Below are 23,762 nucleotides of genomic sequence, written 5' to 3' on the forward strand. Positions count from 1 at the left end.
TAACACCTTTTTAATTCTATCTGTTTAGTTTAAGTTTTTTAACTATGATATCTGTGCGGTTGTTTAACGCTACTGATTCACTCTCTTCATCGCTATACATAGGGTTTTTATCTGAATTTGCATGTAGAGTAATATTGTCTTCAAATGCACCAGCTTCTACCAGTTTATCTTTAACTACTTGAGCTCTTCTTTGTGATAAAGCAAGTAAGTCCTCTTTTGACATATTAATATTTTCAACATTACCAAGCAAGTCAAATTTTAGATTTTCCCAACCATAAGGCTCAATTTGTTTTATTAAGCTGTTTAGCCTATCTTCCGCATCTTGCGTAAGTTCTGAACTTTCACCGCTAAATAGGAAACCGCTATATCTTTCTATGCGTTTTATATCTTCAAACGTCTCTTCGCATCCATAAAGACTTTTCATAGGTTTAGGCAATGAGTTATTACAAATATCAACTTCATCAACAATTAAATCTCTGTCAACATCATATAATATAGGAAGCATATCTTTATAAGTATCGTTTAATTCAGGGACGACAACACTGTTTTTATGTATTTTACTTTTAAAACCTACATTTGAATAGCTAACATCACTATCTTCCATAACGGTTGATACAAGCGTACCCATAGCATCTAAGATTCTGTATTTTGAAAAAAGCATACTGTATTCTGTGTTAATTATTTGAGCTTTTGAAGCAATATAATCATTTTGGGAAGATAATAGGTCTAGCAGTGAACGGCGACCCAAATCATACTCTTTGGAGTATAGTGACAAAGTCTTTTGTGAAAATTTTCTGTAATTTTGCAGATGTCCCAACTGATCTGTTAGTTTTTCATACGCAGCCCAAGATAGACTAAGCCCCTCAATTACTTCACGTCTAAGAGTGTTTTTTACCTGCACCTCTTTATGGATGTTGCTTACGCTTTTTTGCAGCGTTGCTTTATCCGCAAACCCATTAAAGAAATTATATTTTAAATATGCCATAGCTCTCAGGTTCTCATACTTACCCTCAACTCCGCTAAGGTTTTTAGTCATATTTTGAGAAATTTCAATGTCTAATGATGGGTAAAAAGGGGCTTTACTTTTATGGTATGTAGCTTGCGCAAGCTTTACATTGTATTTACTTACCAAAAGAGATGGGTTGTTCTCCATTGCAACAAGAGTTGCATCCTCTATATTCTTAGGAAGAATCACAACAAGCTGAGGTCGGCTCATATCTTCATGGTTAATATTACGTCCAAGAACTCTCTGTAGTTGAAATTTAACATCCAATAGTGTGTTTTCTTGTACAGAGTAGTTACTTTTAGCAAGGGCGAGTGATGACTCTATCTTGTTTACCTCAGATAGAGTTGTTAAGCCTGAATCATAAAGTTTTTGTACTTTATTTAATATCTCAGTATTTATATCTATATTTGCCTGTGCATTGTCTAAGAGTTCCTTGTTTCTCATTACCTGCAAATAGCTATCTACCATTTTAAAAGAGGTGTCATTAACTTTTTCTATGTAGCTGTAAGCTGCCGATATTGTTCTGTTTTCATGCTCTTGCACCTGATAGGTAGTTTCAAAACCTTGAAAAAGGTTTTGGGTGTATGAAAGAGAATTCTGATAAACACTGAAGTCAAAGTCGGTGCCGCCAGCTCTTTCACCCTTTTCTTTTCCGACACCGATTGATAAATCAAGTTTTGGATAATACCCCGATTCGGCAATCGTTACATCCTCTTTTGTTGCATTGTAGTTTTTAAGCCTCTCTAAAATAACCGGATTTGTACTTAAGACTTCACTCACTGACATTTTTAGGCTTTGAGCACTTAACAGCGTTGAAGCTATTAAGAGTGATATTGCTAATGTTTTCATTTTGCCCTCGTATAATTTAATCATTTTATTAGCTCAACTTCTATTCTGCGATTTTGAGCACGTCCCTCTTTTGTACCGTTATCACTAATAGGGTTTGTTTCACCTTTGCCTATTGTCGTAAATCTGGAGGCATCAATTCCATACAGAGTCAGTGCCTCTTTAACAGCTTCTGCACGATTTTTAGAGAGTATTCTATTTGAATTGCTGTCGCCAACCGAGTCAGTAAATCCATATATGACAACTTTATACCCCTTGTTCTCTTGTAAAAAGAGTGAAAATTTCTGTAAATTTTTAACCAGCCTATCGTCTACATTATATTTTGCAGTTTCAAAATTTACATTGAGCGTCGCTGTTTGAGGGCAACCGTAACCATCTACTCTAAAATCTTTACTTGTATCCGGACACTGGTCTTGAGAGTCTACAACACCATCATCATCGCTGTCTATTTCACACCCTCTGTAGTCAACTTTTATACCCTCTAATGTGCCGGGACATTTGTCATCCTCATCGGCAACTCCATCGTTATCTGAATCATTGACAATTTTACAACCCTTGAAATCCACTTTAGTATTTGGCGGAGTATTTGGGCACTCATCTTTTGAATTAACAACTCCATCGTTATCGCTGTCAAATTCACACCCTTTGGAATCTACTCTGGTATTTGGAGGAGTAGCAGGACATTTGTCGTCTTTGTCGGCAATTCCATCATTGTCACTATCTAGTACCGGTGCTACCGGCACCTCCTCGACTGATATTGGCTGAATATATGCAAACTCGTTTGTCGCTTCATTTTCTTGCGTTACTTCATTTGCACTCAATGTAAAAAGAACTGAAATCAGTAGTAGTATATCTTTCATTATTTCCTCTTGTTCAAACTAATCTGTACTATTATATCTTGCAGAAGTGATAAAGTAGTGAGTATTGTCAAATATTGTCACTAATTTGTCATTAACTTATATTTTAAGTCTGTAGCCAACACCAAAGTCGTTTCCAATTGTCTCTTTTGGCAGTTTTTTTCTTAGGTTTTTTATAATTGTCTTGAGTGCATCAAGCTTGTCATCGCTGTAGTCATACCAAACTTCGTATATAATCTCATAATAGTCACATGTTTTATTGATATTTAAAAAAAGAATAGTAAGTATTTTTCTCTCTTTATTTGTTAGTGGCACAGGTTTATTTTCACACAGCAACTCTTTTAAATCATAATCCCAAGAAAAGCAATCTTTGAGTATCAGAAGTTTTTTTGGTGAAACGGTAAATTTTGACAACTCTTGCAGCACAAGATTAAGCGCATTCTTTAACTCATCTCTAGTAATGGGTTTTATTAAATATTTTGTTAGCATGAGTTCAGTTGCTTCAAGCAAGTAGTGTGTTTCAGAGTGGGCTGTTAGCATAATAACTTTTATACTATGATCATTTTCTCTGATTTTTTTAAGTAGATTAATCCCGCTTAGTTTTGGAATATTAATATCAACAATTAATATATGAGGCTTTTTATCTTTATAAATCTTATACGCTTCCTCTCCATCGCAAGCTTCATAAACATTTTCATAATATTTTTTCAAAAAACGGACATAATTCTCTCTTGTGGCATCTTCATCTTCGACAAATAAAATATTATATGGAAATTTATTCTCACTCATCATCACCCTTTAATATTATTTCAAAACAGGCACCGCCATTACTGTTTTTTACGCTTAGTTTTCCACCCATACTCTCTTCAATCATCATTTTTGATATGTAAAGACCCAACCCTGTCCCTTGAGACTTATGCTTGGTGGTAAAGTACGGTTCAAAGATTTTAGAGATTATCTCCTTATCAATGCCACCTGCATTATCACAAATTGTTATTGAAAAATTATCATCTACCTTTTCAGCGCGAATAGTGATTTTTGGCTTAAATATATTTCTATGAATAAACATAAACTTTGCATTATTTAATATAGTTATAATTGCCTGTTGCAGTTCATTTCTGTAACTATTGCATAGTAACTTCTCATTAAAATATGTTTTAACCTCTATATTGTTTGATTTTAGAGTCCCTTTTACAATATATACAGAGTGTTCTATTAACTCATTCAATGAAAATTTCTCTCTCTTTTTGTTTTTGTTAAAAAAATCTTTAAAATCATCAATTGTTTTTGACATGTATTTTGTTAAAGACTCTATTTCCAACAATTTTTCTTCAATTACAGAGTCATTGATTTTCTTTTCATACAAAATATCATCAATAACCAAAACAGCGGAATTGATCTGCGACAGAGGCTGCCTCCACTGATGAGCAATGTTTTCCATCATCTCTCCCATAGATGCAAGCTTGCTTTGAGTAAAGATTATTTTATCTCTCTCTTTAGATTTTCTCAGCTCTTCTTCTACGGTCTTTTTTAACTCTTCATCTACTCTTTTATTATTATAATATCTGTACATTAGAAAGATGACGATAGCTGCAAAAAACGTTAAAATTGCAAAATACGGTGTATAAACAGAAAATGTGTCGCTTAAATGTTTTGTTGTCTCATTTGAGTATAAATTTGTTATAAATAGTATTGAAAATATTTTTATTACAGTCTGCATGGGCGCATTTTATCACATAAATATTGATAATTTCAATTATGATATAATCACAACTTAAAATAATTATGAAAAGTGATAAATGCGTTCATCAGATGTAAGTTCAATTTTAGATAATAAAGATAAATTATTAACTCAAACATATTTCGATTTACAGAGATTTTTTGAAGAGAAATACGGAAGTGATACAGTCGTATTTATGGAGATAGGCACTTTTTTTGAGGTCTATGAAGTAAACAATGATGATGAACAGATTGGTAAAGCAAAAGAGATAGCAGAACTTTTAAATATTCAGCTAACTAAAAAAAATAAAAATATTATAGAAAACTCTGATAAAAATCCGCTGTTGGCTGGTGTTCCAGCTGTCTCATTTGAGCGCTACTTAAACCGTGTAATATCGGAGCAAAAATATACCGTTATTGTTGTAAAGCAAAAAGGTAACCCGCCAAAAATCAGCAGATATATCTCTCAAATCGTCTCTCCAGGAACTAATTTTGACCATATTGTAGATAATGACGACAACTATATAGTCTCAATTTTACTTGATAAATACAAAGATATATACACAGTAGGGTACAGTGCTATAGATGTTACAACCGGAAAGACTTGGCTTTATGAGTCTCATGGGACAAGTGAAGATCCATCTTACGCACTTGATGAAGTTTTTAATCTTTTAAATGTTTACCGCACATCAGAGGTTGTTGTTACATTCTTAGATGGCATTGCAGACCAGCGACATGTTATGCAGTATCTTGAGATTCCAGACCATTATCACTACAGCGTAAACAATGAGAGACCTAAAATAGAGTTTCAAAACAGGCTGTTTAAAGAGGTTTACCAGATACGTTCACTTCTCTCACCGATTGAGCATTTGGACTTAGAGAGAAGCCCTATGATTACAGAGTCATTGGCAATTTTAATCCACTTTGTTATTGAACATGATATACATATAGTCCAAAAACTTGACCTTCCAAATATAATAGATAATCGCCGCTTTATGTATCTAGGCAACAGCGCGCTAGAGCAGATGGGTGTTGTCTCTAAAGATAAAAAAGAGTTTACACTTCTTAAGATGATGGATAGAAGTGCGACTGCCATCGGAAAAAGACTTTTAAAAGAGAGACTTTTAAACCCTATAATGGAAAAAGAGGAACTTGAGAGAAGATATAATCTAATAGAGCGTGTCTCATCTCACACAAGGTATCTGGATGAGACTATGCGCGGAGTTTATGATTTGCAGAGACTATCTCGCCGACTTGATTTAGGGAGACTTCACCCTTTTGAGATGAACCATGTTTACGAATCTATACTCAGCGTAAAAGATCTGATGCTCTATGTTAAAAAGCATAAAATTCAAAAAACCCCTTTTCATGAGAGTGAACTTGATGAGTTTTTAAGAGATATCAGCAAAAGTATAGACCTTGATGTCTCGCGCCGCTTTACAAATGCGACTGTTGATGAGAACTTTTTAATGAGCGGTGTTGATGAGTCTGTTGATACCTTGGTTAAAGAAAACTCTACTATGCTTATAGCTTTTGAAGATATCATAAGCAAAATAGAGAAATTATTGGATAGTTCAAACGCAGGAAGCACAAGTCGCTTAGTAACACTTGGTCTTTTGGAAAAAGATGGTTATTACATCTCTTTGAGTAAAAACAGATTTTCCATGATTGAAGATGAGTTTAAAAAAGATGAAGATTTTAAAGAGTTCAGTGTTAAAAAACTTACAAACAGTGTAAAAATAACATCTGCTTTTACAGATAATCTTTCAGACCTTATTATGAAAAACCGCCGTAAGATAGTCTCTTTGGTAAAAGATAGGTTTATTCAGCTTCAAGGGGTTTACGAGAAAAGATACTCACTTCTTTTTGACCGTGTTATAAGTTATGTAGCCGATTTAGATGTAGGGGTAAGCTCATCAAAAGTTGCCGAGATGTACAAGCACTCCAGACCAATGATTGTTGATGTAAACAAAGATGAAAATTTTATGCAGATTATGCAACTTCGTCATCCCTTAATAGAGATTCAAGAGCTAAGCGGAATATATGTGCCAAATGACATAGTTATGGGAAATCGCAGCTATATGGATTTGCCACATCCTAAAAGTGTTATGTTGGAAGTTGGCGTGCATGACGGACATGATATAAATGGTGTTTTACTATATGGTATAAACTCCAGCGGAAAATCATCGCTTATGAAGAGTATTGGAATAGCGACTTTAATGGCTCAGTCAGGCTTTTTTGTAAGTGCTGCTGTTATGAAGTTTTCTCTTTTTGATTCACTATTTACCCGCATAGTTTCAAAAGACAACCTCTCAAAGGGGTTGTCGACTTTTGCTGTTGAGATGCTTGAACTTAAAAATATTTTCAATCGTGCGACAGTAGGCTCACTTATTTTAGGTGATGAAATAAGCCACGGAACAGAGACACTCTCTGGTGTGGCAATTGTCTCTAGTGCTATAATCAAGTTGGCAAAACTTCGCTCACTTTTTCTGTTTGCGACACACCTGCACCAACTCTCAACCATGAAAGAGATTACATCCCTTGATAATGTAGTAGATTTGCACCTAAGTGTCGAGTACGATGAAGCCCAAGATACTCTGCTTTTTAATAGAGTTCTTCAAGCTGGAAGCGGAAGTAGTATTTACGGTCTGGAGTTTGCAAAATCACTTCATATGGATAGTGAGTTTTTAGATACGGCAAATAAAATCCGTAAACGCCTGGCAAAAGATTTTGATGAGTTAGAGTTGCTTGTAAAGAAAAAAACCAGTAAGTACAACAAAGAGTTGTATGTGACAAAATGTGTTATTTGCGGAGCAATGGCTGAGGATGTTCACCATATAAACCATAAATCATTAGCAGACGGAGCAGGGTTTATAGGACACTTCCATAAAGATTCCAAACATAACCTCGTTCCACTGTGCAAAGAGCATCATAAAGAGATACATGAGGGTAAGATTAAAATAGGCGGATTTGTTATGACATCAAATGGCCTGGAACTAACTTATGAAGAGCAGATGAGCAAACCTAAAGAGATAAAAGTGCAAGAGCCTGAGATAAATATGAAAAAAGAGGATGGTGAGCCTGAAGGTTTTGTTTTAGATGACTGGGATTAAAGAAATTGTAACTAAAAAAATAGTGGTGGGGGAAAAGTAGTGAATATAATTGAACTTTTTAAATATATGATATCTTGTAAAAGTGAGACACCAGATGATGGTGGACTTTTGGACTTTATAGAGAGTTATCTGCCGGACTTTAAAGCTGTTCGCATAGATGTAGAGGATGTTAAAAATCTTTTTATATATAAAAAATTTGGAGATGGTGAACACCTGTGTTTTGCCGGACATGTAGATGTTGTCCCTGCCGGAAAAGGTTGGGATACAAACCCGTATGAAGCTGTAGAAAAAGACGGATTTATTTATGGTCGCGGGACACAAGATATGAAAAGCGGAGTTGCAGCATTTACTCAGGCAGTAAAAGAAGCACGAGACTTTAAAGGGACTCTATCTCTTTTGCTTACATCAGATGAAGAGGGTGATGCAACTTATGGAACGGTTGAGGTTTTAAAGTATCTTAAAGAGCACAATATGCTTCCGGATGCGGCAGTCGTGGCAGAGCCTACATGTGAAGATAATTTTGGAGATGCAATTAAAGTTGGAAGACGAGGCTCTATAAATGGGTATATAACTCTAAAGGGGAAGCAAGGACATGCTGCATATCCCCAAAAGGCTATAAATCCTATACATAATATAGCGCCAATTTTACAAAATATGGCAGGGGTTAATCTTGATAATGGTGACGAGTTTTTTAGTCCTAGTAAATTTGTAATCACAGATATTCGTTCAGGAATGCAAGTGACAAATGTAACTCCAAATGAGTTGAAAATGATGTTTAATGTAAGAAATACAACTCTTACAACTCAAAAAGAAGTTGAAGGGTTTGTAGCAAAAAACATGGACGGACTTGATTATGAGCTAAAACTCACTCAAGGCTCATATCCGTTTAAAACAGATACAGATACCAAGCTTGTTAAAAAAATAGATGAAGCCATAAAAAGTGTAACGGGTATAAAACCAAAACACTCTACTGCCGGAGGAACTTCAGATGCAAGATTTTTAGCACCTTTGGGAATTGATGTAGTAGAGTTTGGTGTAAAAAATGACACAATACATAGTGTCAATGAGAGAACAACTCTTAAAGAGGTTGAAGATCTCTACAATGTATTTAAAAATTTAATTAAGATGTGGGGATAGATTATGAGATATTTAATTTTAGTAATTGCACTTATTTCAACTTTAAGCGCATTTGAGTGGCCAAGTGATTATGAAGAGGCTATGATTCAGGCCAAAAAAGAGAAGAAAGATATTTATTTATTGATTGGCTCGGAATATTGCAGTTTTTGCACAAAGCTTAAAAATAATGTTTTAGCCAAAGATGAAGTAGTGAAGAGATTGAAAAAAGACTACGTGCTTCTTTATCTTTCAACTGTTATGGATGAGATTCCAAGTCAGTTTGATACGAAAAGCATACCAAGGCACTATTTCCTAAAAGAGGATGGAAAAATCATTTATACAACAGTCGGTTATAGAGGTGTTGATGGTTTTTACGAGATGCTAGAAGAGGTTGAAATGTTCAAAGAGTAGTAGAAATTTTTATTTTTTATGGTAGATGTCTTGTCTTTGTATAACTATTTTTCTTCGTATTAGAAAGTAAAATACAAAACCTATGGCAATAAAACAAGATATCAATATAATGGGAAAGGCAAGATCAAATAGTTTAACCAATTGGATAACAAGCGATAAAATTAATAACACACCAATTACTTGAAGTGAAAAATATATATTTGGCAGAAGAGTACCAGAAGAGTGTCTTTTTTCATTACGACGCATAGCATCTCCCTTAAATTATTGCGAGATTATAGCATACAAGAGGAGTATTCTATTTGCAAAAAATAAAAATATTTATCTACATCTCATTTTGATATATTGAGATTTATAAGTTAAAACAAAGTAAAATCTCAAAACAAAAGTTAAAGGAAATATATGAAATTTGTACAAACAAGTAAAGCTCCCTCAGCAATAGGACCATACTCTCAAGCAGTTGTAGCAAATGGTATGGTATATACATCGGGCCAAATTGCACTAACGCCAGAAGGTGTAATGCTAGAAAACGATGTAGTGATTCAAACAAAGCAGGTTCTTCAAAATTTAAAAGCTGTTTTAGAAGAGGCAGGCAGTTCTATGGATATGGTTGTTAAAACAACAATATTTATAGACTCTATGGATGATTTTGCAGTTATAAATGAAATATATGAAGAGGCTTTTGGCTCTCATAAACCGGCACGTGCAACTGTGGCTGTAAAAACTTTACCTAAAAATGCTCTAGTTGAGATAGACGCGGTGGCACTACTTAACGCATAGATATAAGTATTGAAATATCTTTATAGTATAATTTGCCTAGAATTTAAGGAGAATATATTTTGTTAGATAAAAAACAGTTAAAAAAAGAGCAGATAATGCAATCTGCTCTGGAACTTTTTGCCTCAAAAGGGTTTTACAATACTACTATTCCAGATATTGCTACATCTTTAAAAATGAGTGTAGGCAATATGTACAACTACTTTAAATCAAAAGATATTTTAGCAAAAGAAATTATAAAATATATCTCCATATATCTTGGCAAACAGTTAAGAGAGATTAACGAACAAGATATATCCACTAAAGAAAAAACAAGAAAAATAATTGAAGCATATTTTAAAACTGCATCAATTAAACCTGAGATGATAGACTATTTTCTCCGAATTTATCTCTCTACTCGTGAAGTTTTTAAAGATGGCTGCGAGGGGATGATCTGCGTAAATGAATTTGTTATGGAGATAATGATTTATTTTGAAGAGGGTGTTAAATGCGGAGATTTGAGAGATCAAGACTTTTTCAGTGCATTTGGTCTTTTTATGGGTTATCTAGGTGGAATGGTCTTTTTAAAAGGTGAAAATATTTTACCTAAAGATTTGGATGAGTATATAGATGATATAAGCTTTAATATTTACAAAGCTCTGAGCGTGGAATAAATTATGAAAATGAGAGTTCTGTGGCTCAGCGCAATTGCTTGCAACGGTAATGCTCACTCATTTTTAAACTATCCATATATAGAACAATTTTTAAACGATTTTGAATTTATATACCATCCTATTATAGACTCTGCTTATTCACTTGAAGATATAGTCTCAAACCAGATACCTTGTGATATTTTACTTATAGAAGGGGCAATCTCAAAACAGTTTCAAAGAGCAGATATCTCTGTAGTAAATATAATAAAAAACTACTCTAAAATAGTTCAAAAAATAGTTACAGTCGGTACATGTGCAACTTTTGGAGGAATTTTTAGAGAGAGTGATTATGAGAATACTTCAGGTCTGCACTTTAATCAAGAACAATTATTAGAAGATTTTCAAGAGATATTTGAAAAAACTATCTCTCTTTCTGGATGTCCTGTTCATCCGGAAATTTTAGTTAACACTCTATACTCAATTAAAAAAAGTGCTAATTTAAAATTAGATAATTTTCTGCGTCCAAAAGAGTTTTATGCATATACGGTTCACAATGGTTGTACCAGAAATGAGTATTTTGAGTATAAAATTGATAATCATAAGTTTGGCGAATTAGAGGGGTGCATGTACTATGACCACGGCTGTCAAGCACCATACACGCATGCAAGCTGTAATAAAATACTTTGGAATGAAGTTAACTCAAAGACAAGAGCAGGTCTGACATGCATGGGGTGTACCGAGCCTACATTTCCAAAACAAAATCTTTTTGAGACGAAAAAATATGGGCATTCCTGAGAATCTCCCTTTTGGAGTAGGAAAAAGAACATACCTAACACTTGCCGGTATAACAAAAGCATTTAATATACAAAGATTACAAAAGAAGTTATTTGATGATTAAACTAATAGAAAAGATTGAAGGCGAAGCAAAGTTAAATTTTAATTTTAAAGATGAGAAGATTGAGTTCGTAGATATAGAGTTTATGTCAACAAGAAATATAGAAAATATTTTAAAGGGCAAGCCTGCTTTTGACGCACTTGTCATAAATCCAAGAGTTTGCGGTATATGTGGTCATGCTCATCTTATTGCAACGGTTAAGGCTCTTGAGAGTTGTTATGAAAATTTGCAAATTTCAAATAAAGCGAAAAGTTTAAGAGAATTAACACTCAATTTTGAACTTATACAAAACCATTTTAAGTGGTTTTATTTAACAATGATGCCTCTGTTTGGACACAAGCAAGAGGTGCTAAAAGCTACATACCCCTCGCAACTAATGGGCAAGGCAATCGCACTTTTTGGAGGTCAGTATCCACACACCTCTTATGCAGTTGTAGGTGGAGTGGTCTGTGATATTACAGAGATGGATATAATAAAGCTACAGCACTATATAGATAAAACAGTTCAATTTGTGGAAGAAAATCTCCTTAAGATGGATAGCAAAAGCTTCTCTACATGTAAGAGTGTAGAGAGTGTTTTAAAGTACGAAGGTGATTTGCCTGACATACTCAGACAGATAAACGCAGAAGAGTTGCTAGAGCACGGAAAAAGCTATGACAGATTTATCTCTTTTGGAGAGAGTAGTTACTTTAAAAAAGGTAAATCTATAAAAACAAGAGTAAACAACAACATCTCCATAGACAATGTCAAAGAGTCTGAAATGGCTACATCATTTGCTAAAAATGTAAGCTATAAAGATAAATACTATGAAGTCGGTCCATTGGCAAGGGCAATGGTAAATAAAAATCAACTTATTTTGGATGCCCATAAAAAATACGGCGATAGCATATTTAGCAGAATAATAGCTCGCGTCTGTGAAATCTCACAACTTTTATTACACTCAACAAAGTTAATCAAAGAGTTAGATTTAAATGAACCGTCATATATTGAACCCTCAATAAATATAAAACAACTAAATGCAAGTGGTTACTCTGCGGTAGAGGCTGCACGCGGAACACTTATACATAAGGTTGAGATAGAAAATGGTATTATTAAAAACTATGAGATAATAACCCCGACTCAATGGAACCTGAGCGGTGGCACAAGAGAGAAGATGGGAGTATCACAAAAGGCTATGATTGGTCTGTGTGATGTTAAAACTGCTGAACTTGTTTTTAAAACATTTGATGTATGCTCGGTCTGCACTACTCATTAACAAAAAACCTTTTTTAATTACTTCCAACAGATAAATTTAGATATACTTTTAACTACTGATAATAAAATTAACTTATTATAAAAAATTATATATATTCATTTTATTTTAAGTTTGATTCTTATATCATATTGATAAATGAATACTCATTCATTATATGTGCTTTACAATTACAAGGGAGAATGTTATGGAAAATAAGGCTTTGTTTGAAAAGTTATCTTCTAGACTTGACGAATTATCCAATTTACCAAAGCTGGATGATAATAAGTCGATATCTAGCTTGATAGAAGAGAAGGGTTTCTCTAGAAGAGAGTTTATGGGCTGGGCAGGCGCTATGACATCAATGCTTATGCTGCCGGCAAGTTTTACTCCACTGGTGGCAAAAGCAGCTGAGATGGCTGATAGACTCCCATTGGTTTGGCTGCATATGGCTGAGTGTACAGGGTGTAGTGAATCCTTACTAAGAACAGCGACACCGAGTATAGATAGTTTGATATTTGATTATATCTCATTGGAATATCATGAAACAATTATGTCGGCTGCCGGCTGGCAAGCTGAACATAACTTAGAGTCAGCCATGAAAAAATATAAGGGAAAATATATTTTAATGGTTGAGGGTGGCATTCCACACGGTGAAAGTGACTTTTACTTAACTATTGGAGCACATGGAAAAACAGGAGAAAAAATAGCTAGAGATGCTTCTGAAAATGCAGCTGCTATTTTTGCGATTGGTACATGTTCATCTTTTGGCGGTGTTCAAGCCGCATATCCAAACCCAACAAATGCTACAGCGCTAAGCAATATAACAGATAAACCAGTTATCAATGTTCCTGGGTGTCCACCTAGTGAGAGCAATATTGTCGGAACACTACTGCATTTTATCCTTTATGGAACTCTTCCCGCACTTGATGCTTACAATAGACCAAAATGGGCTTATGGACTTAGAATTCATGATGCATGTGAGAGAAGAGGTAGATTTGATGCTGGTGAATTTGTACAGCAGTTTGGTGATGAAGGTGCAAAAGATGGATACTGTCTTTATAAAGTAGGTTGCAAAGGACCATATACATTTAACAACTGTTCAAAGCAGAGGTTCAATCAAGGTACATCTTGGCCTGTTCAAGCCGGACACGGTTGTATGGGTTGTAGCGAACCAGATTTCTGGGATAAAATGGGAATTGTACACGAACCACTAGGCAATAGACTTTATCACACGGTATTTGGCGGATTAGGTTCAGATGCCACAGCAGATAAAATTGGAGTAGGAATACTTACAGTTACAGCAGTTGGTATAGCAGCACACGCAGCAATATCCCTAGTTAAAAAACCTAAAGAATGGTAAGGAAAACGATATGTCAAAAAGAGTAATAGTAGACCCAATAACAAGAATTGAAGGACATTTAAGAGCTGAAGTTATCGTTGGCGATGATGGAGTAGTTCAGGACGCATTTGTCTCTTCAACTTTATGGAGAGGTCTTGAAGTTATAGCAAAAGGTCGTGATCCAAGAAATATACCATTAATGATGCAGAGAATTTGTGGTGTATGTACTTATTCACATTACTTAAAAAGTACTATGGCTGTTGAAGATGCATTAGGCATTACAATTCCATATAATGCAGAACTTGTAAGAACACTTATGAATGCGGCACTATTTATACATGATCATCCAGTTCACTTTTACCATTTACATGGTGTTGATTGGGTTGATATTGTATCAGCACTTAGTGCAGACCCTGCAAAAGCAAGTAAGTTAGCGTTTAAATATACAGACAATCCTATTGGTACTGGAGAGAATGAGCTAAAAAAAGTACAAGAAAAAGTGGCAAAATTTGCTAAAAATCCTCAAGGACTTGGGCCATTTGCAAATGCATATTGGGGACATGGGACATATAGATTTACTCCAGAACAAAATCTAATAGCACTTTCTCACTACTTAAAAGCTTTAGAGATGCAAAGAACAGCTGCTCAACTTATGGCTATTTTTGGAGCTAAGCAACCACATCCTCAAAGTTTAGTTGTTGGTGGTGTTACATGTGTAATGGATATTTTAAATCCAGCAAAAATGGGTGAATACTTAGTTAAGTTCCAAGAGTTAGCAGATTTTATAAACAATGCATACTATGCTGATATTGTAATGGCAGCAGAGATGTATAAAACAGAGCCGTCTGTCATGAAACCAATGGGTGTAAAGAACTTTATGGCAAGTAAAGAATTTATGGTTGGAAGAAATGATTACCTATTTAATAGTGGTATTATCATGAATGGAGACTTAAGTAAAGTTCTTGAGATTGATGAAGATATGATTACTGAAGAGGCTACTCACTCATGGTATTCAGACAATGACCCTCAACACCCTTACAATGGAACAACAAAACCAAATTATACTGGATTTGTAGATGGAGATAGTGTTGGACCTGACGGCAAAATGGTTCACTCTAAAATGATTAATGAAAAAGAAAAATACAGCTGGATTAAGTCACCAAGATATAACGGTGAACCTATGGAAGTTGGTCCATTAGCAAGTATCTTAGTTGGATATGCAAGTGGTAACAAAAAAGTAGTAAAAGTTGTAGGTGACTTCTTAGGAAAAACTGGTGTTCCAGCAGCAGCACTTTTTTCAACTTTAGGAAGAACAGCTGGGCGAATGTTGCAAGCAAAACTTGTAGCAGATAACGCTCTTATTGCTTTTAATAATCTAATTGAGAATCTTAAAGTTGACCAAGAGACTTGTGCTACATATACTATTGATAAAGATAAAGAGTATAAAGGCAGAGGTATTGGTGAAGTTCCAAGAGGGACGTTAAGTCACTGGATTAGAATTAAAAATGGTGTTGTAGAAAATTATCAAGCAGTTGTTCCATCTACATGGAATGCAGGACCAATGGACTCAAAAGGTGCAAAAGGACCTTATGAAGCTGATTTAATTGGTCTTAAAATCAAAGATTTAACACAACCATTAGAGATTATTAGAATTATTCACTCTTACGACCCTTGTATAGCATGTGCGGTACATGTAATGGATACAAAAGGTAAAACATTGAGTGAATACAAGTTAGACCCACTTTACGGTGCGTGCAGCGTATAGAAAGGAGGAATTATGCAAACTACTACTAAAGCAGAAGAGTCTCATAAGGAGACAGAAACAGAGATAGAAAGAGAACTGGAGTTTACTGCCTTTTATAGATGGCATCACTGGATTCGAGTTTTTAGTATAATAGCTTTAACATATACGGGATTTTATCTTTCATCTCCTTTTCTTGTTCCGGTTGTAAGTGCTGAGCCGACTACTTTTACTAATGCTATTTATAGAACTATTCATGAAGTTTTCGGCTTTATTATGATCTCTATGTTTATAGGTAAGACTTACTACTTCTTTTTCTCTGTAAGAGATAGAATAGAGATAAACTCTTTTAAAGATGTTATGAGTTTAAAAAACTGGATGAGTCAGATAGGGTACTATCTTCTTTTATCAAAGCATCCAAAAGTTACCGGTGCATATAATGTTATTCAGCTTTTGGCTTATGTCGTTTTTTATATCGCGATAAGTGGTTTAATTATCACAGGGCTTGTCCTATATGTTCATAGCTACCATGAATTTATTGGTGGTATCTTGTACGATCCAATGAGATATATAGAAGTTATGATTGGCGGTCTTGCTGCTGTAAGAGAGTTACACCATCTATTAATGTGGGGTGTTATTTTATTTGTAGTTGGACATGTATATATGGTTGTGTTTAATGCTGTTCACGGTAGAGAAGGTACGGTTGATTCTATTTTTAGCGGATATAGATGGCTAGAAAAAAATAAACACAAATAGTGCAGGGACTTTAATTTGAAAATATTAATTCTTGGCATTGGTAATATTTTATTTGGAGATGAGGGCATTGGTCCTCATCTAGCAAATTTAATTGATGAAAAATACGAATTTGAGTCAAATGAGCATAGTGTAGATATCCTAGATGGCGGAACACTCGCTCAAAGATTAATCCCAATTATTACTGATTATGACAATGTTTTACTTATAGATTGTGTTAGTGCAATTGATGGCGAAATAGGTGATGTATTTAGTTTTGATTTTAATGACGTTCCAGAGTTTATACAATGGAATGGTAGTGCTCATGAAGTTGAAATGCTTCAGACTCTTCAAATGATAGAGATGTTAGGAGACCTTCCACCAACAAAAATTGTAGGTGTTGTTCCTTATGTAATTGGAGAAAATAGTACATTTACTATGACTCCAGAGGTCTTAAAAGCTGGACTTACAATGGAAAATGCAATAATAAAATATATAAAAGATTTTGGCGTTAAAACTTCAATAAAAAGAGAGATAACTTTAGCGGAAGTTGCTCCAAACACATATTTAAAAGGTGCTTCATGATTTTAGAACTTTCTTTTAGTTACTCATCTTCATCTTTAGTTTACGAAAAAATAATGTTAAACACATTAAAACTTTTTTCTATAGAAGGTAAACTAGTAAAAAATAGTGAAGAACTCTTTTTATACGTTGAGTCTGAAGATAGTGATGAACTTGAAAATTTTGCAAATAAACTCTCTCAAGAGTTACCCCACTCTATATTCTTACGTGAAACAGGCGCTAAAGTCGTAGATGAAATGCCCAATGAGAGTTTTACTCTGCCTAAATCACCAAAGATAGAAATGCCATTTTGTCCAAAATGTTTGAATGAAGTTATAAATGACTCAAGTAAAAATTATTACAATATCTTTACAGAGTGTAATGTCTGTGGATATGGTGTAGATTCTAAAATCAAGAGTGACAAAGAGACTTTTGTAAAAATTGCCAAATCAATAAACGATGGATTAGTAGTTGAAGTGGATACATTTTATGGAAAATATTATGTTGGCAAACTAGATCAAAAATGTAATGGTGTTGATTTTGATGTTGTTTGTTATGATTTATCTACAGTACAGAACTATACAAATGCTACAAACAGCGAAATAGTAGCTTTGGGAGCGATAGAAAAACCTCTTATAAGAGTAAAAACTAACCTTTTATTTAAAACAGATTTTGAAGATATACAAAATGAACTTATTCGCTTTAAGCTCGCCGATGATTTTGTTTTGCACCTTTTAATGAGTGAGTTGCATATACTTGGAGTCAACCTAGTTTTTATTACAAAAGATAAAATGCCCTCAGAAGTTAAGTTGGACTTGGTTAAAAGTGTAAAAGAGTTCGAACCGATTGAAGTTGTTGTAAGTGATAAGCATATTGCTATACTAAAAGGTGACAAAGGTTTACCGTACAAAGAGCTGGGAGACAAGGTTCTTATTCCTCATATCGGTGCTTTTTTCTCAGTTATAAAAGAGCACTCATTACTTGAAAAAACAGTAATAGGCGTAAATTTAAGTAAAGATTATCATAATGATATTTTAATCTATTCAAAAAAATTTGGAACAATTGAATATCTATCTTTTAAATTTGGCTTTGGCTCAATCCAAGAGGTGCTTGATGCTATTTCAGAGACCAATGAAACCGGTGAGAAGTTGGTAAATAATTATAAAAATAAATTTAGTGAACATTATAAAGATATATCTAAAATAGTGTTTGATGAAAAAGATTTTAACGTTTACAAACTATGGGGAGTTGTTTCTATAATTTTAGGCTTTTCAAAAGATAGCGACCTTATTAAATCAGCGCAAATACTTGAAAATTTTGCAGTTTCATTTATGGGAGATAAAGGTCCTAGAATAGACTATAAGTTAAACAGAATTGACTCAAAAGTTTTTATAGATTCTCTTATGACGATTAGAACTGCTATGAGTTTCAAACTTGCCGAACTTGACCAGCTGTCTCTTAGTTATGGCGTTATTGAGAGTTTTGCCGAGTTTATATCTGCTCAATTGGATGAGATAAAAGCTGAAATGAAAAGTGATGTAGTTGTTATAACTGGTTCATTACTGCACAATAGACATTTTTTCAGTAAACTTAGCAAAGAGGTGTCGGTAAACCATAATCTCTGTTTTAATAAAGAGTTGCCCGTAGATGGTAGAAATATTCAATATGGTGGAAATGAACTGTTTTGATTAGACATAAATATTTAATAAATGGGCTAGTACAAGGTGTTGGATTTAGACCATTTATATATAAGCTGGCATTAGAGTTAAAACTTTTTGGGTTTGTGAAAAATTCAACTAATGGTGTAGAATTAGAGCTCGAAGGTTTCTCTGAGACTATAGAAAAATTTGAAAAAAAACTCTATTCAACTTTGCCTCCGCTAGCAAGAATTGATGAGATTAAAACATCAGAGATAGAACTTCTACATGTAAGAAGTTTTGAGATTAAACAAAGCTCTAAAGAGTCAGTAAAAGCTGCTTTAGTCTCTCCGGATATCGCTACATGTAAAGAGTGCTTAGATGACATTGTACATGTAGAAAAATATAAAGGGTACTTCGCCACAAACTGCACAAATTGCGGACCACGATACTCCATAGTAAAAACAGTTCCTTATGATAGGGTAAACACATCTATGCAAAAGTTTAAGATGTGTAAAGAGTGTGAGGATGAGTATTATAACCCGTTAAACAGAAGATACCACGCACAGCCGATATCTTGCAACAGTTGCGGACCAAGTTTGTCTGCAACTATTTTAACATGTGCACAAAAGATTATAGAAGGAAAGATAGTTGCCATAAAAGGAATAGGTGGATTTCATATCGTCTGTGATGCAACAAATGATGAGGTAGTTACAAAATTAAGAGAGTTTAAAAACAGACCCGCTAAACCTTTTGCAGTAATGTGCAAAGATGTACAGCAGATAAAATCTTTGGCACAAGTAGATGAAAAAGAGGAAGAGCTTTTAATATCAAAAGAGGCTCCTATCGTTATTTTGAAAAAAGGTGCAGATGTAGATATTAAACTATCCACAAAAATAGCTCCACATATAGGTAGAATAGGGTGCTTTTTGCCATACACAGCACTTCATCATATTTTGTTTCTACATGTAAAGAATCCAATAGTCGCAACAAGTGCAAATTTGGGCAGTGAACCAATCATAACAAATGTGGAAGAAATCTATAAAAAACTCCCATTTGTAGAGTTTGTTTTAGATTTTGACAGAGATATAATAAACGCAGTTGATGACTCTTTGGTTCAAGTAGTATCCGGTAAAACTCAGGTTTTAAGACTCTCACGCGGCTATGCCCCAAAGGTTATAAAACTACCATTTAAAAGCAAAAAGAAAATCTTGGCTGTTGGAGCAAATGCAAAGAACTCAATTGCTTTGGTCATAGATGACAATATTATTTTATCTCCTCATATCGGCGATTTGGACTCTTTAGAGGCTTTTGGCTTTTTTCTTAGAACACTAGAGAGTTTTAAAAATTTTTATGATTTTGAGCCTGATATTATAGTTCATGATAAACACCCTAGATATGAAACAACAAAATGGGCAAAAATACAAAATAAAGAACTTGTAGATGTTCAACACCATCTAGCCCATATTTACGCTTGTAAGGCTGAGTTTGGATTAAGTGGAGACTATTTGGGGTTTAGTTTTGACGGAACAGGTTATGGAGATGATGGCTCACTATGGGGCGGCGAAGTTTTTCTCGGCGACAAGAGAAAGTACCACTTCAAGCCCATAAAACTTCTTGGCGGTGAAAAAGCAATCAAAGAACCACGACGAGTTGCTCTTAGTATGCTTTTTGATAAGTACTCGTTAGAAGATGTCTTAGCTCTGGACTTGCATGTAGTAAAATCATTCTCATTGACAGAGATAAAAACACTTCATCAAAGTTATGAAAAAAACCTAAATGCACCGCAAAGCAGTTCAGTAGGTCGTCTTTTTGACGGTGTGGCAAGTCTTGCAAACCTGCTACATGTACAAACATACGAGGGCGAAACAGGACTTATGTGCGAACAAAACTATAATCTACATGTAGAGAAAAGTTTTGAGTATAAAATTATCGATGGAGTGATAGATATAGAGTTTGATTTTTTTGATAAAAATATTGTTACAAAGTTTATAAACACTTTAATAGAGATAGTAGTAGGGATTTCAAAAGTTGAAAAACTAGAAGTGATTTTAAGCGGTGGAGTGTTCCAAAATAAGACACTTTTAGAGCTTACATGTATAAAATTAGAACAAGCGAAAATCAAGTATTATCATCAACAAGAAACAGCTATAAATGATGGTGGAATTGCTTTAGGGCAACTTTATTATGCTTTGAAAAATATTATTTAATTTTCTATATACTTACAAAAAAATATTAGGATTACAATATGAAATACATTTTACAAGTAGATTTTCCACATGATGGTCTTTTCAATGAAGAGTTTTCAGCAGCATTTGTTGACTTGGCCAAAGAGATAGCACAAGAACAAGGATTGGTTTGGAAACTGTGGACAGAAAATGAAGAGAGCAAAGAAGCTGGAGGCATCTACTTGTTTGATAATATTGATGATGCAAATAGATATTTAGATATGCATACGCAAAGACTAGAATCTTTTGGCTACTCTAACATAAGAGCTAAGGTCTTTAAAGTAAACGAACCTCTAAGTCTTATTACAAAAGCACCTCTTTAAGTATTAAGAGGTAAATATAAATCAATTAAAATCTCTATTTGTTCCTCAAACTCATAATTAAACTTAAACTCAATCTCTTTTAAATAATAAAAAAAGTTCTCATCTTTAATACCTTTGTACTTTAAAATTGAGTCTTCAAAAAAAAGCCAAAACTTAGTGATAATGTTTTCTCTTTTTTGTGTTTTAGAAATTTTGTTATACATCATAAACTTTGAGAACTCTTTAAAGTAGGCATCTCCAACTCCATCATCCAAAAACTGATTTTTATGTATGTTTAGTTTTGTCATAAGAAGGTTATAGACTTTATCCTCATAATGAAAGGTTAAAAAGTTTTGTGCATCAAAGATATTCTCTTTTATCTTTTTTTTGCTTTTTGGCAGATATATATACTCATCGTACTCTATAACGGTTTTATCTCTGTAACTCTCTTCTAGGTGGTTAGCTATAAGCCGTCTAAAAAGCTCATATCTGTTTTTTACACTCACATAGTTTATCGAGAGTTTTTTACTTGTTTGGTTGATACTGAGATTTTCACAAAAGGACTCAATTATGCTCAAATCTTTTTCTACTCTTTTTGGAGAAAACTTTTTTTTGCACTTTGAGCATTTAAATTGGGCTGATTTTAGTTTATATAACTTTTCATTATTGCAATAAATACATTTCATAGGCGATTTTAACATATTTTAGTCCCAAAACAATATAAGAAAGTGTAAAATTAATGTTACTTTTACATTAAATATATAAAATATGAACACATATTCACTACGAGGATTAGATGTGGAAAATTTAGGATTGCTTTTTGTTTTTTGGTATGGTATTTTGCATGCATTCGGACCTGATCATTTAACTGCTATTGCAGATTTTTCAATTGGTAAAAATAAAAAGAAAACAATGATAATTACGGTTTTATTTGCTGTTGGTCATGGTCTAACACTTTTTATATTTGCAAAAATTTTAGAGAGTTACCATATCAGTGAAAATATTCTGGGTTTCGGAGATGTCATATCGTCATCTGTTATTTTGGCAATGGGTGTTTATCTGCTCTATATGGTTTACAGCGACCAAATCCAGCTTAAAAAACATGTTCACAATGGAAAAGAACATTTGCATATCTGGTTTGGAAAAGAACATAGCCATGGCAACGGTGACAAAGCTTCAGCATTTACTGTTGGAGCCTTAATGGGAATAGGCGGAGTCAGAGGGATGCTTGTGACTCTTGGACTTATAGAGGGAAACAGCCTTGATTTAGTGATGGTTTTAGTGTTTGGTTTGGGTGTTATGACTGTATTTGTAAGTTTTGGTACAGTAATATTGTATATAAATAAAAATTTATTAAATTCAAAACAAAATTTAAGAAGAGTATTTACAACAGCAGGTTTAATCTCTGTAGTTGTAGGCTCTAGTATGTTAGTTTAGCTCTGTGAACAATTAAGCAACTAGATTCTGGATCAAGTCCAGAATGACGATGTTCAGTCATTCCAAGCTTGACTTGGAATCTAGTTTATAAAATAAAATTAAGGAAAATAATATGTGTAAAGATTGCGGTTGCAGTATAACAGATTCAAAGGCTCACACACATGAGCATAGTCACTCTCACAAAAATTCAAGTGACCACCAAGGTGCGCACCAACACCTACATGACAATCCACAGCTAAATGATCCAAAGACGATATCAATTATCACTAAAATTTTAGATAAAAATGACCATGAAGCAGGGCACAACAGAGAGCATTTTAACTCTAAGGACGTGTTGTGTATAAATCTTATGAGTTCTCCAGGGAGCGGAAAGACAGCTCTTCTTGAGTCTCTCTCAGATATAGCTGAATTTAAATTTGGTGTAGTAGAGGGTGATTTAGAGACTTCTCGTGATGCAGACAGACTTAAAGCAAAAGGGATAGAAGCTCACCAGATTCAAACAGGCTCTGCATGTCATCTTGATGCTTTTATGGTTCACAAAGCTCTTCATCATATGGATTTGGACAATATGGACGTATGCTTTATAGAAAATGTCGGAAACCTCGTGTGTCCAGCCTCTTATGATGTCGGAAGTCACCTAAACATAGTTTTGGTAAGCATTCCTGAGGGTGAGGATAAAATAGCCAAATACCCGGTTATGTTTAGAACTGCCGACTTGATTCTTTTTACTAAAACAGATTTGCTTCCATACTTTGAGTATGACATGCAAAAAGAAAAAGAGATGGCAAGAAAACTAAAACCGAGTGTAGATATTATGGAAGTAAGCACTAAAGACGAAGAGAGTATTAAAAAAGTCGCTTCTTGGATTAAGTTTAAAATGGAGATGAGATAATGTGCCTTTCAATACCCTCAAAAGTAGTTAAAATAGACAAAGAAAATGGTGTTGCAACAGTTGACACTATGGGTGTACAAAGAGCTGCTAGTTTAGACTTAGTTAGTGAAGAAGATATAAAAATAGGTGATTATGTACTTTTGCACATCGGCTTTGTAATGAATAAGATTGATGAAGCAGATGCTTTGGATAGCTTGGAACTTTATAAAGAGATAATTGCCGCCATGAATGAAGAAGATAGGCAAATGGCAATTTTAGAAGACGATGAGTGTCCAAACAGAGGCGAGTAA

General features: G+C 34.1%; 23 protein-coding genes. 17 read left to right on the forward strand and 6 right to left on the reverse strand.

Annotation, left to right across the window (positions count from 1 at the left end; genetic code table 11):
- Window positions 1-16 precede the first annotated feature (16 nt).
- The 4 genes from HUE88_RS03455 to HUE88_RS03470 form a co-directional block, all read right to left on the reverse strand.
- Entirely contained in the window at window positions 17-1,879 is a 1,863-nt protein-coding gene (locus HUE88_RS03455) for a TolC family outer membrane protein (protein WP_229860142.1), read from the reverse strand.
- The gene (locus HUE88_RS14080; RefSeq protein WP_194371104.1) at window positions 1,876-2,712 is read right to left on the reverse strand and encodes an OmpA family protein; all 837 of its coding nucleotides are present in this window, start codon (window positions 2,710-2,712) and stop codon (window positions 1,876-1,878) included. The genes HUE88_RS03455 and HUE88_RS14080 overlap by 4 nt, the downstream gene beginning before the upstream one ends.
- Window positions 2,713-2,808: 96 nt before the next feature.
- Window positions 2,809-3,498 (reverse strand): response regulator transcription factor, encoded by a 690-nt coding sequence (locus HUE88_RS03465; RefSeq protein WP_194371105.1) that lies wholly within the window; start codon window positions 3,496-3,498, stop codon window positions 2,809-2,811.
- Entirely contained in the window at window positions 3,491-4,429 is a 939-nt protein-coding gene (locus tag HUE88_RS03470) for a sensor histidine kinase (protein ID WP_194371107.1), read from the reverse strand. Before HUE88_RS03470 ends, HUE88_RS03465 begins: the two co-directional genes overlap by 8 nt.
- Window positions 4,430-4,508: 79 nt before the next feature.
- Between HUE88_RS03470 and HUE88_RS03475 the strand changes: the two genes are divergently transcribed.
- From HUE88_RS03475 to HUE88_RS03485, 3 genes are read left to right on the forward strand one after another with little or no spacing between them, the layout of a single operon-like run.
- On the forward strand, window positions 4,509-7,541 hold the full coding sequence (locus HUE88_RS03475) for a MutS-related protein (protein ID WP_194371109.1): 3,033 nt from the start codon (window positions 4,509-4,511) through the stop codon (window positions 7,539-7,541).
- 39 nt (window positions 7,542-7,580) lie between these two features.
- Window positions 7,581-8,678, forward strand: coding sequence for a succinyl-diaminopimelate desuccinylase (gene dapE / locus HUE88_RS03480; protein ID WP_194371111.1), 1,098 nt, complete (start codon window positions 7,581-7,583; stop codon window positions 8,676-8,678).
- A gap of 3 nt (window positions 8,679-8,681) precedes the next feature.
- Window positions 8,682-9,068 (forward strand): thioredoxin family protein, encoded by a 387-nt coding sequence (locus tag HUE88_RS03485; protein ID WP_194371113.1) that lies wholly within the window; start codon window positions 8,682-8,684, stop codon window positions 9,066-9,068.
- Window positions 9,069-9,077: 9 nt separating this feature from the next.
- Here the strand turns inward: HUE88_RS03485 and HUE88_RS03490 are convergent, their stop codons facing one another.
- Window positions 9,078-9,314, reverse strand: coding sequence for a hypothetical protein (locus tag HUE88_RS03490; RefSeq protein ID WP_194371115.1), 237 nt, complete (start codon window positions 9,312-9,314; stop codon window positions 9,078-9,080).
- Window positions 9,315-9,467: 153 nt separating this feature from the next.
- On the opposite strand from HUE88_RS03490, the gene HUE88_RS03495 reads away from it, so the two are divergent.
- The 11 genes from HUE88_RS03495 (at window position 9,468) to HUE88_RS03545 (ending at window position 21,164) form a co-directional block, all read left to right on the forward strand.
- Window positions 9,468-9,845, forward strand: coding sequence for a RidA family protein (locus HUE88_RS03495; RefSeq protein ID WP_194371117.1), 378 nt, complete (start codon window positions 9,468-9,470; stop codon window positions 9,843-9,845).
- Between the two features lie 59 nt (window positions 9,846-9,904).
- Complete coding sequence (locus tag HUE88_RS03500; protein ID WP_194371120.1) at window positions 9,905-10,495, forward strand: TetR/AcrR family transcriptional regulator; 591 nt, start codon at window positions 9,905-9,907, stop codon at window positions 10,493-10,495.
- Between the two features lie 3 nt (window positions 10,496-10,498).
- Window positions 10,499-11,269, forward strand: a complete 771-nt coding sequence (locus HUE88_RS03505; RefSeq protein ID WP_229860143.1) for an NADH-quinone oxidoreductase subunit B family protein — start codon at window positions 10,499-10,501, stop codon at window positions 11,267-11,269.
- A 95-nt stretch (window positions 11,270-11,364) separates the two neighbouring features.
- Window positions 11,365-12,624, forward strand: coding sequence for a nickel-dependent hydrogenase large subunit (locus HUE88_RS03510; protein WP_194371122.1), 1,260 nt, complete (start codon window positions 11,365-11,367; stop codon window positions 12,622-12,624).
- A 184-nt stretch (window positions 12,625-12,808) separates the two neighbouring features.
- On the forward strand, window positions 12,809-13,963 hold the full coding sequence (locus tag HUE88_RS03515; RefSeq protein ID WP_194371124.1) for a hydrogenase small subunit: 1,155 nt from the start codon (window positions 12,809-12,811) through the stop codon (window positions 13,961-13,963).
- Window positions 13,964-13,973: 10 nt separating this feature from the next.
- A complete protein-coding gene (locus HUE88_RS03520; protein WP_194371125.1) occupies window positions 13,974-15,707 on the forward strand; it encodes a nickel-dependent hydrogenase large subunit in 1,734 nt (577 codons plus the stop codon).
- A 12-nt stretch (window positions 15,708-15,719) separates the two neighbouring features.
- Window positions 15,720-16,439 carry a Ni/Fe-hydrogenase, b-type cytochrome subunit gene (cybH, locus tag HUE88_RS03525; RefSeq protein WP_194371127.1) on the forward strand — a complete coding sequence of 240 codons (720 nt, stop codon included), beginning with the start codon at window positions 15,720-15,722 and terminating at the stop codon, window positions 16,437-16,439.
- A 15-nt stretch (window positions 16,440-16,454) separates the two neighbouring features.
- Window positions 16,455-17,000 (forward strand): HyaD/HybD family hydrogenase maturation endopeptidase, encoded by a 546-nt coding sequence (locus tag HUE88_RS03530; RefSeq protein ID WP_194371129.1) that lies wholly within the window; start codon window positions 16,455-16,457, stop codon window positions 16,998-17,000.
- Window positions 16,997-18,664: a hydrogenase gene (locus tag HUE88_RS03535; protein WP_194371131.1), complete on the forward strand. Its 1,668-nt coding sequence runs from the start codon at window positions 16,997-16,999 to the stop codon at window positions 18,662-18,664. Before HUE88_RS03530 ends, HUE88_RS03535 begins: the two co-directional genes overlap by 4 nt.
- Window positions 18,661-20,823 carry a carbamoyltransferase HypF gene (hypF, locus tag HUE88_RS03540; RefSeq protein WP_194371133.1) on the forward strand — a complete coding sequence of 721 codons (2,163 nt, stop codon included), beginning with the start codon at window positions 18,661-18,663 and terminating at the stop codon, window positions 20,821-20,823. The genes HUE88_RS03535 and hypF overlap by 4 nt, the downstream gene beginning before the upstream one ends.
- A 38-nt stretch (window positions 20,824-20,861) precedes the next feature.
- On the forward strand, window positions 20,862-21,164 hold the full coding sequence (locus tag HUE88_RS03545) for a monooxygenase (protein WP_194371135.1): 303 nt from the start codon (window positions 20,862-20,864) through the stop codon (window positions 21,162-21,164).
- On the opposite strand, the gene HUE88_RS03550 is transcribed toward HUE88_RS03545, so the two are convergent.
- The gene (locus HUE88_RS03550) at window positions 21,161-21,721 is read right to left on the reverse strand and encodes a transposase (RefSeq protein WP_229860144.1); all 561 of its coding nucleotides are present in this window, start codon (window positions 21,719-21,721) and stop codon (window positions 21,161-21,163) included. The two genes, HUE88_RS03545 and HUE88_RS03550, sit on opposite strands and share 4 nt — an antisense overlap.
- Before the next feature lie 220 nt (window positions 21,722-21,941).
- Here HUE88_RS03550 and HUE88_RS03555 point away from each other — a divergent pair, with 220 nt between their 5' ends.
- The 3 genes from HUE88_RS03555 (at window position 21,942) to HUE88_RS03565 (ending at window position 23,762) form a co-directional block, all read left to right on the forward strand.
- Window positions 21,942-22,580, forward strand: coding sequence for a hypothetical protein (locus HUE88_RS03555; RefSeq protein WP_194371139.1), 639 nt, complete (start codon window positions 21,942-21,944; stop codon window positions 22,578-22,580).
- Between the two features lie 112 nt (window positions 22,581-22,692).
- Complete coding sequence (hypB, locus tag HUE88_RS03560) at window positions 22,693-23,472, forward strand: hydrogenase nickel incorporation protein HypB (RefSeq protein WP_194371141.1); 780 nt, start codon at window positions 22,693-22,695, stop codon at window positions 23,470-23,472.
- The gene (locus HUE88_RS03565) at window positions 23,472-23,762 is read left to right on the forward strand and encodes a HypC/HybG/HupF family hydrogenase formation chaperone (protein ID WP_194365894.1); all 291 of its coding nucleotides are present in this window, start codon (window positions 23,472-23,474) and stop codon (window positions 23,760-23,762) included. Before hypB ends, HUE88_RS03565 begins: the two co-directional genes overlap by 1 nt.

This window comes from Candidatus Sulfurimonas baltica (genome assembly GCF_015265455.1).
GTDB classification, from domain to species: Bacteria; Campylobacterota; Campylobacteria; order Campylobacterales; family Sulfurimonadaceae; genus Sulfurimonas; species Sulfurimonas baltica.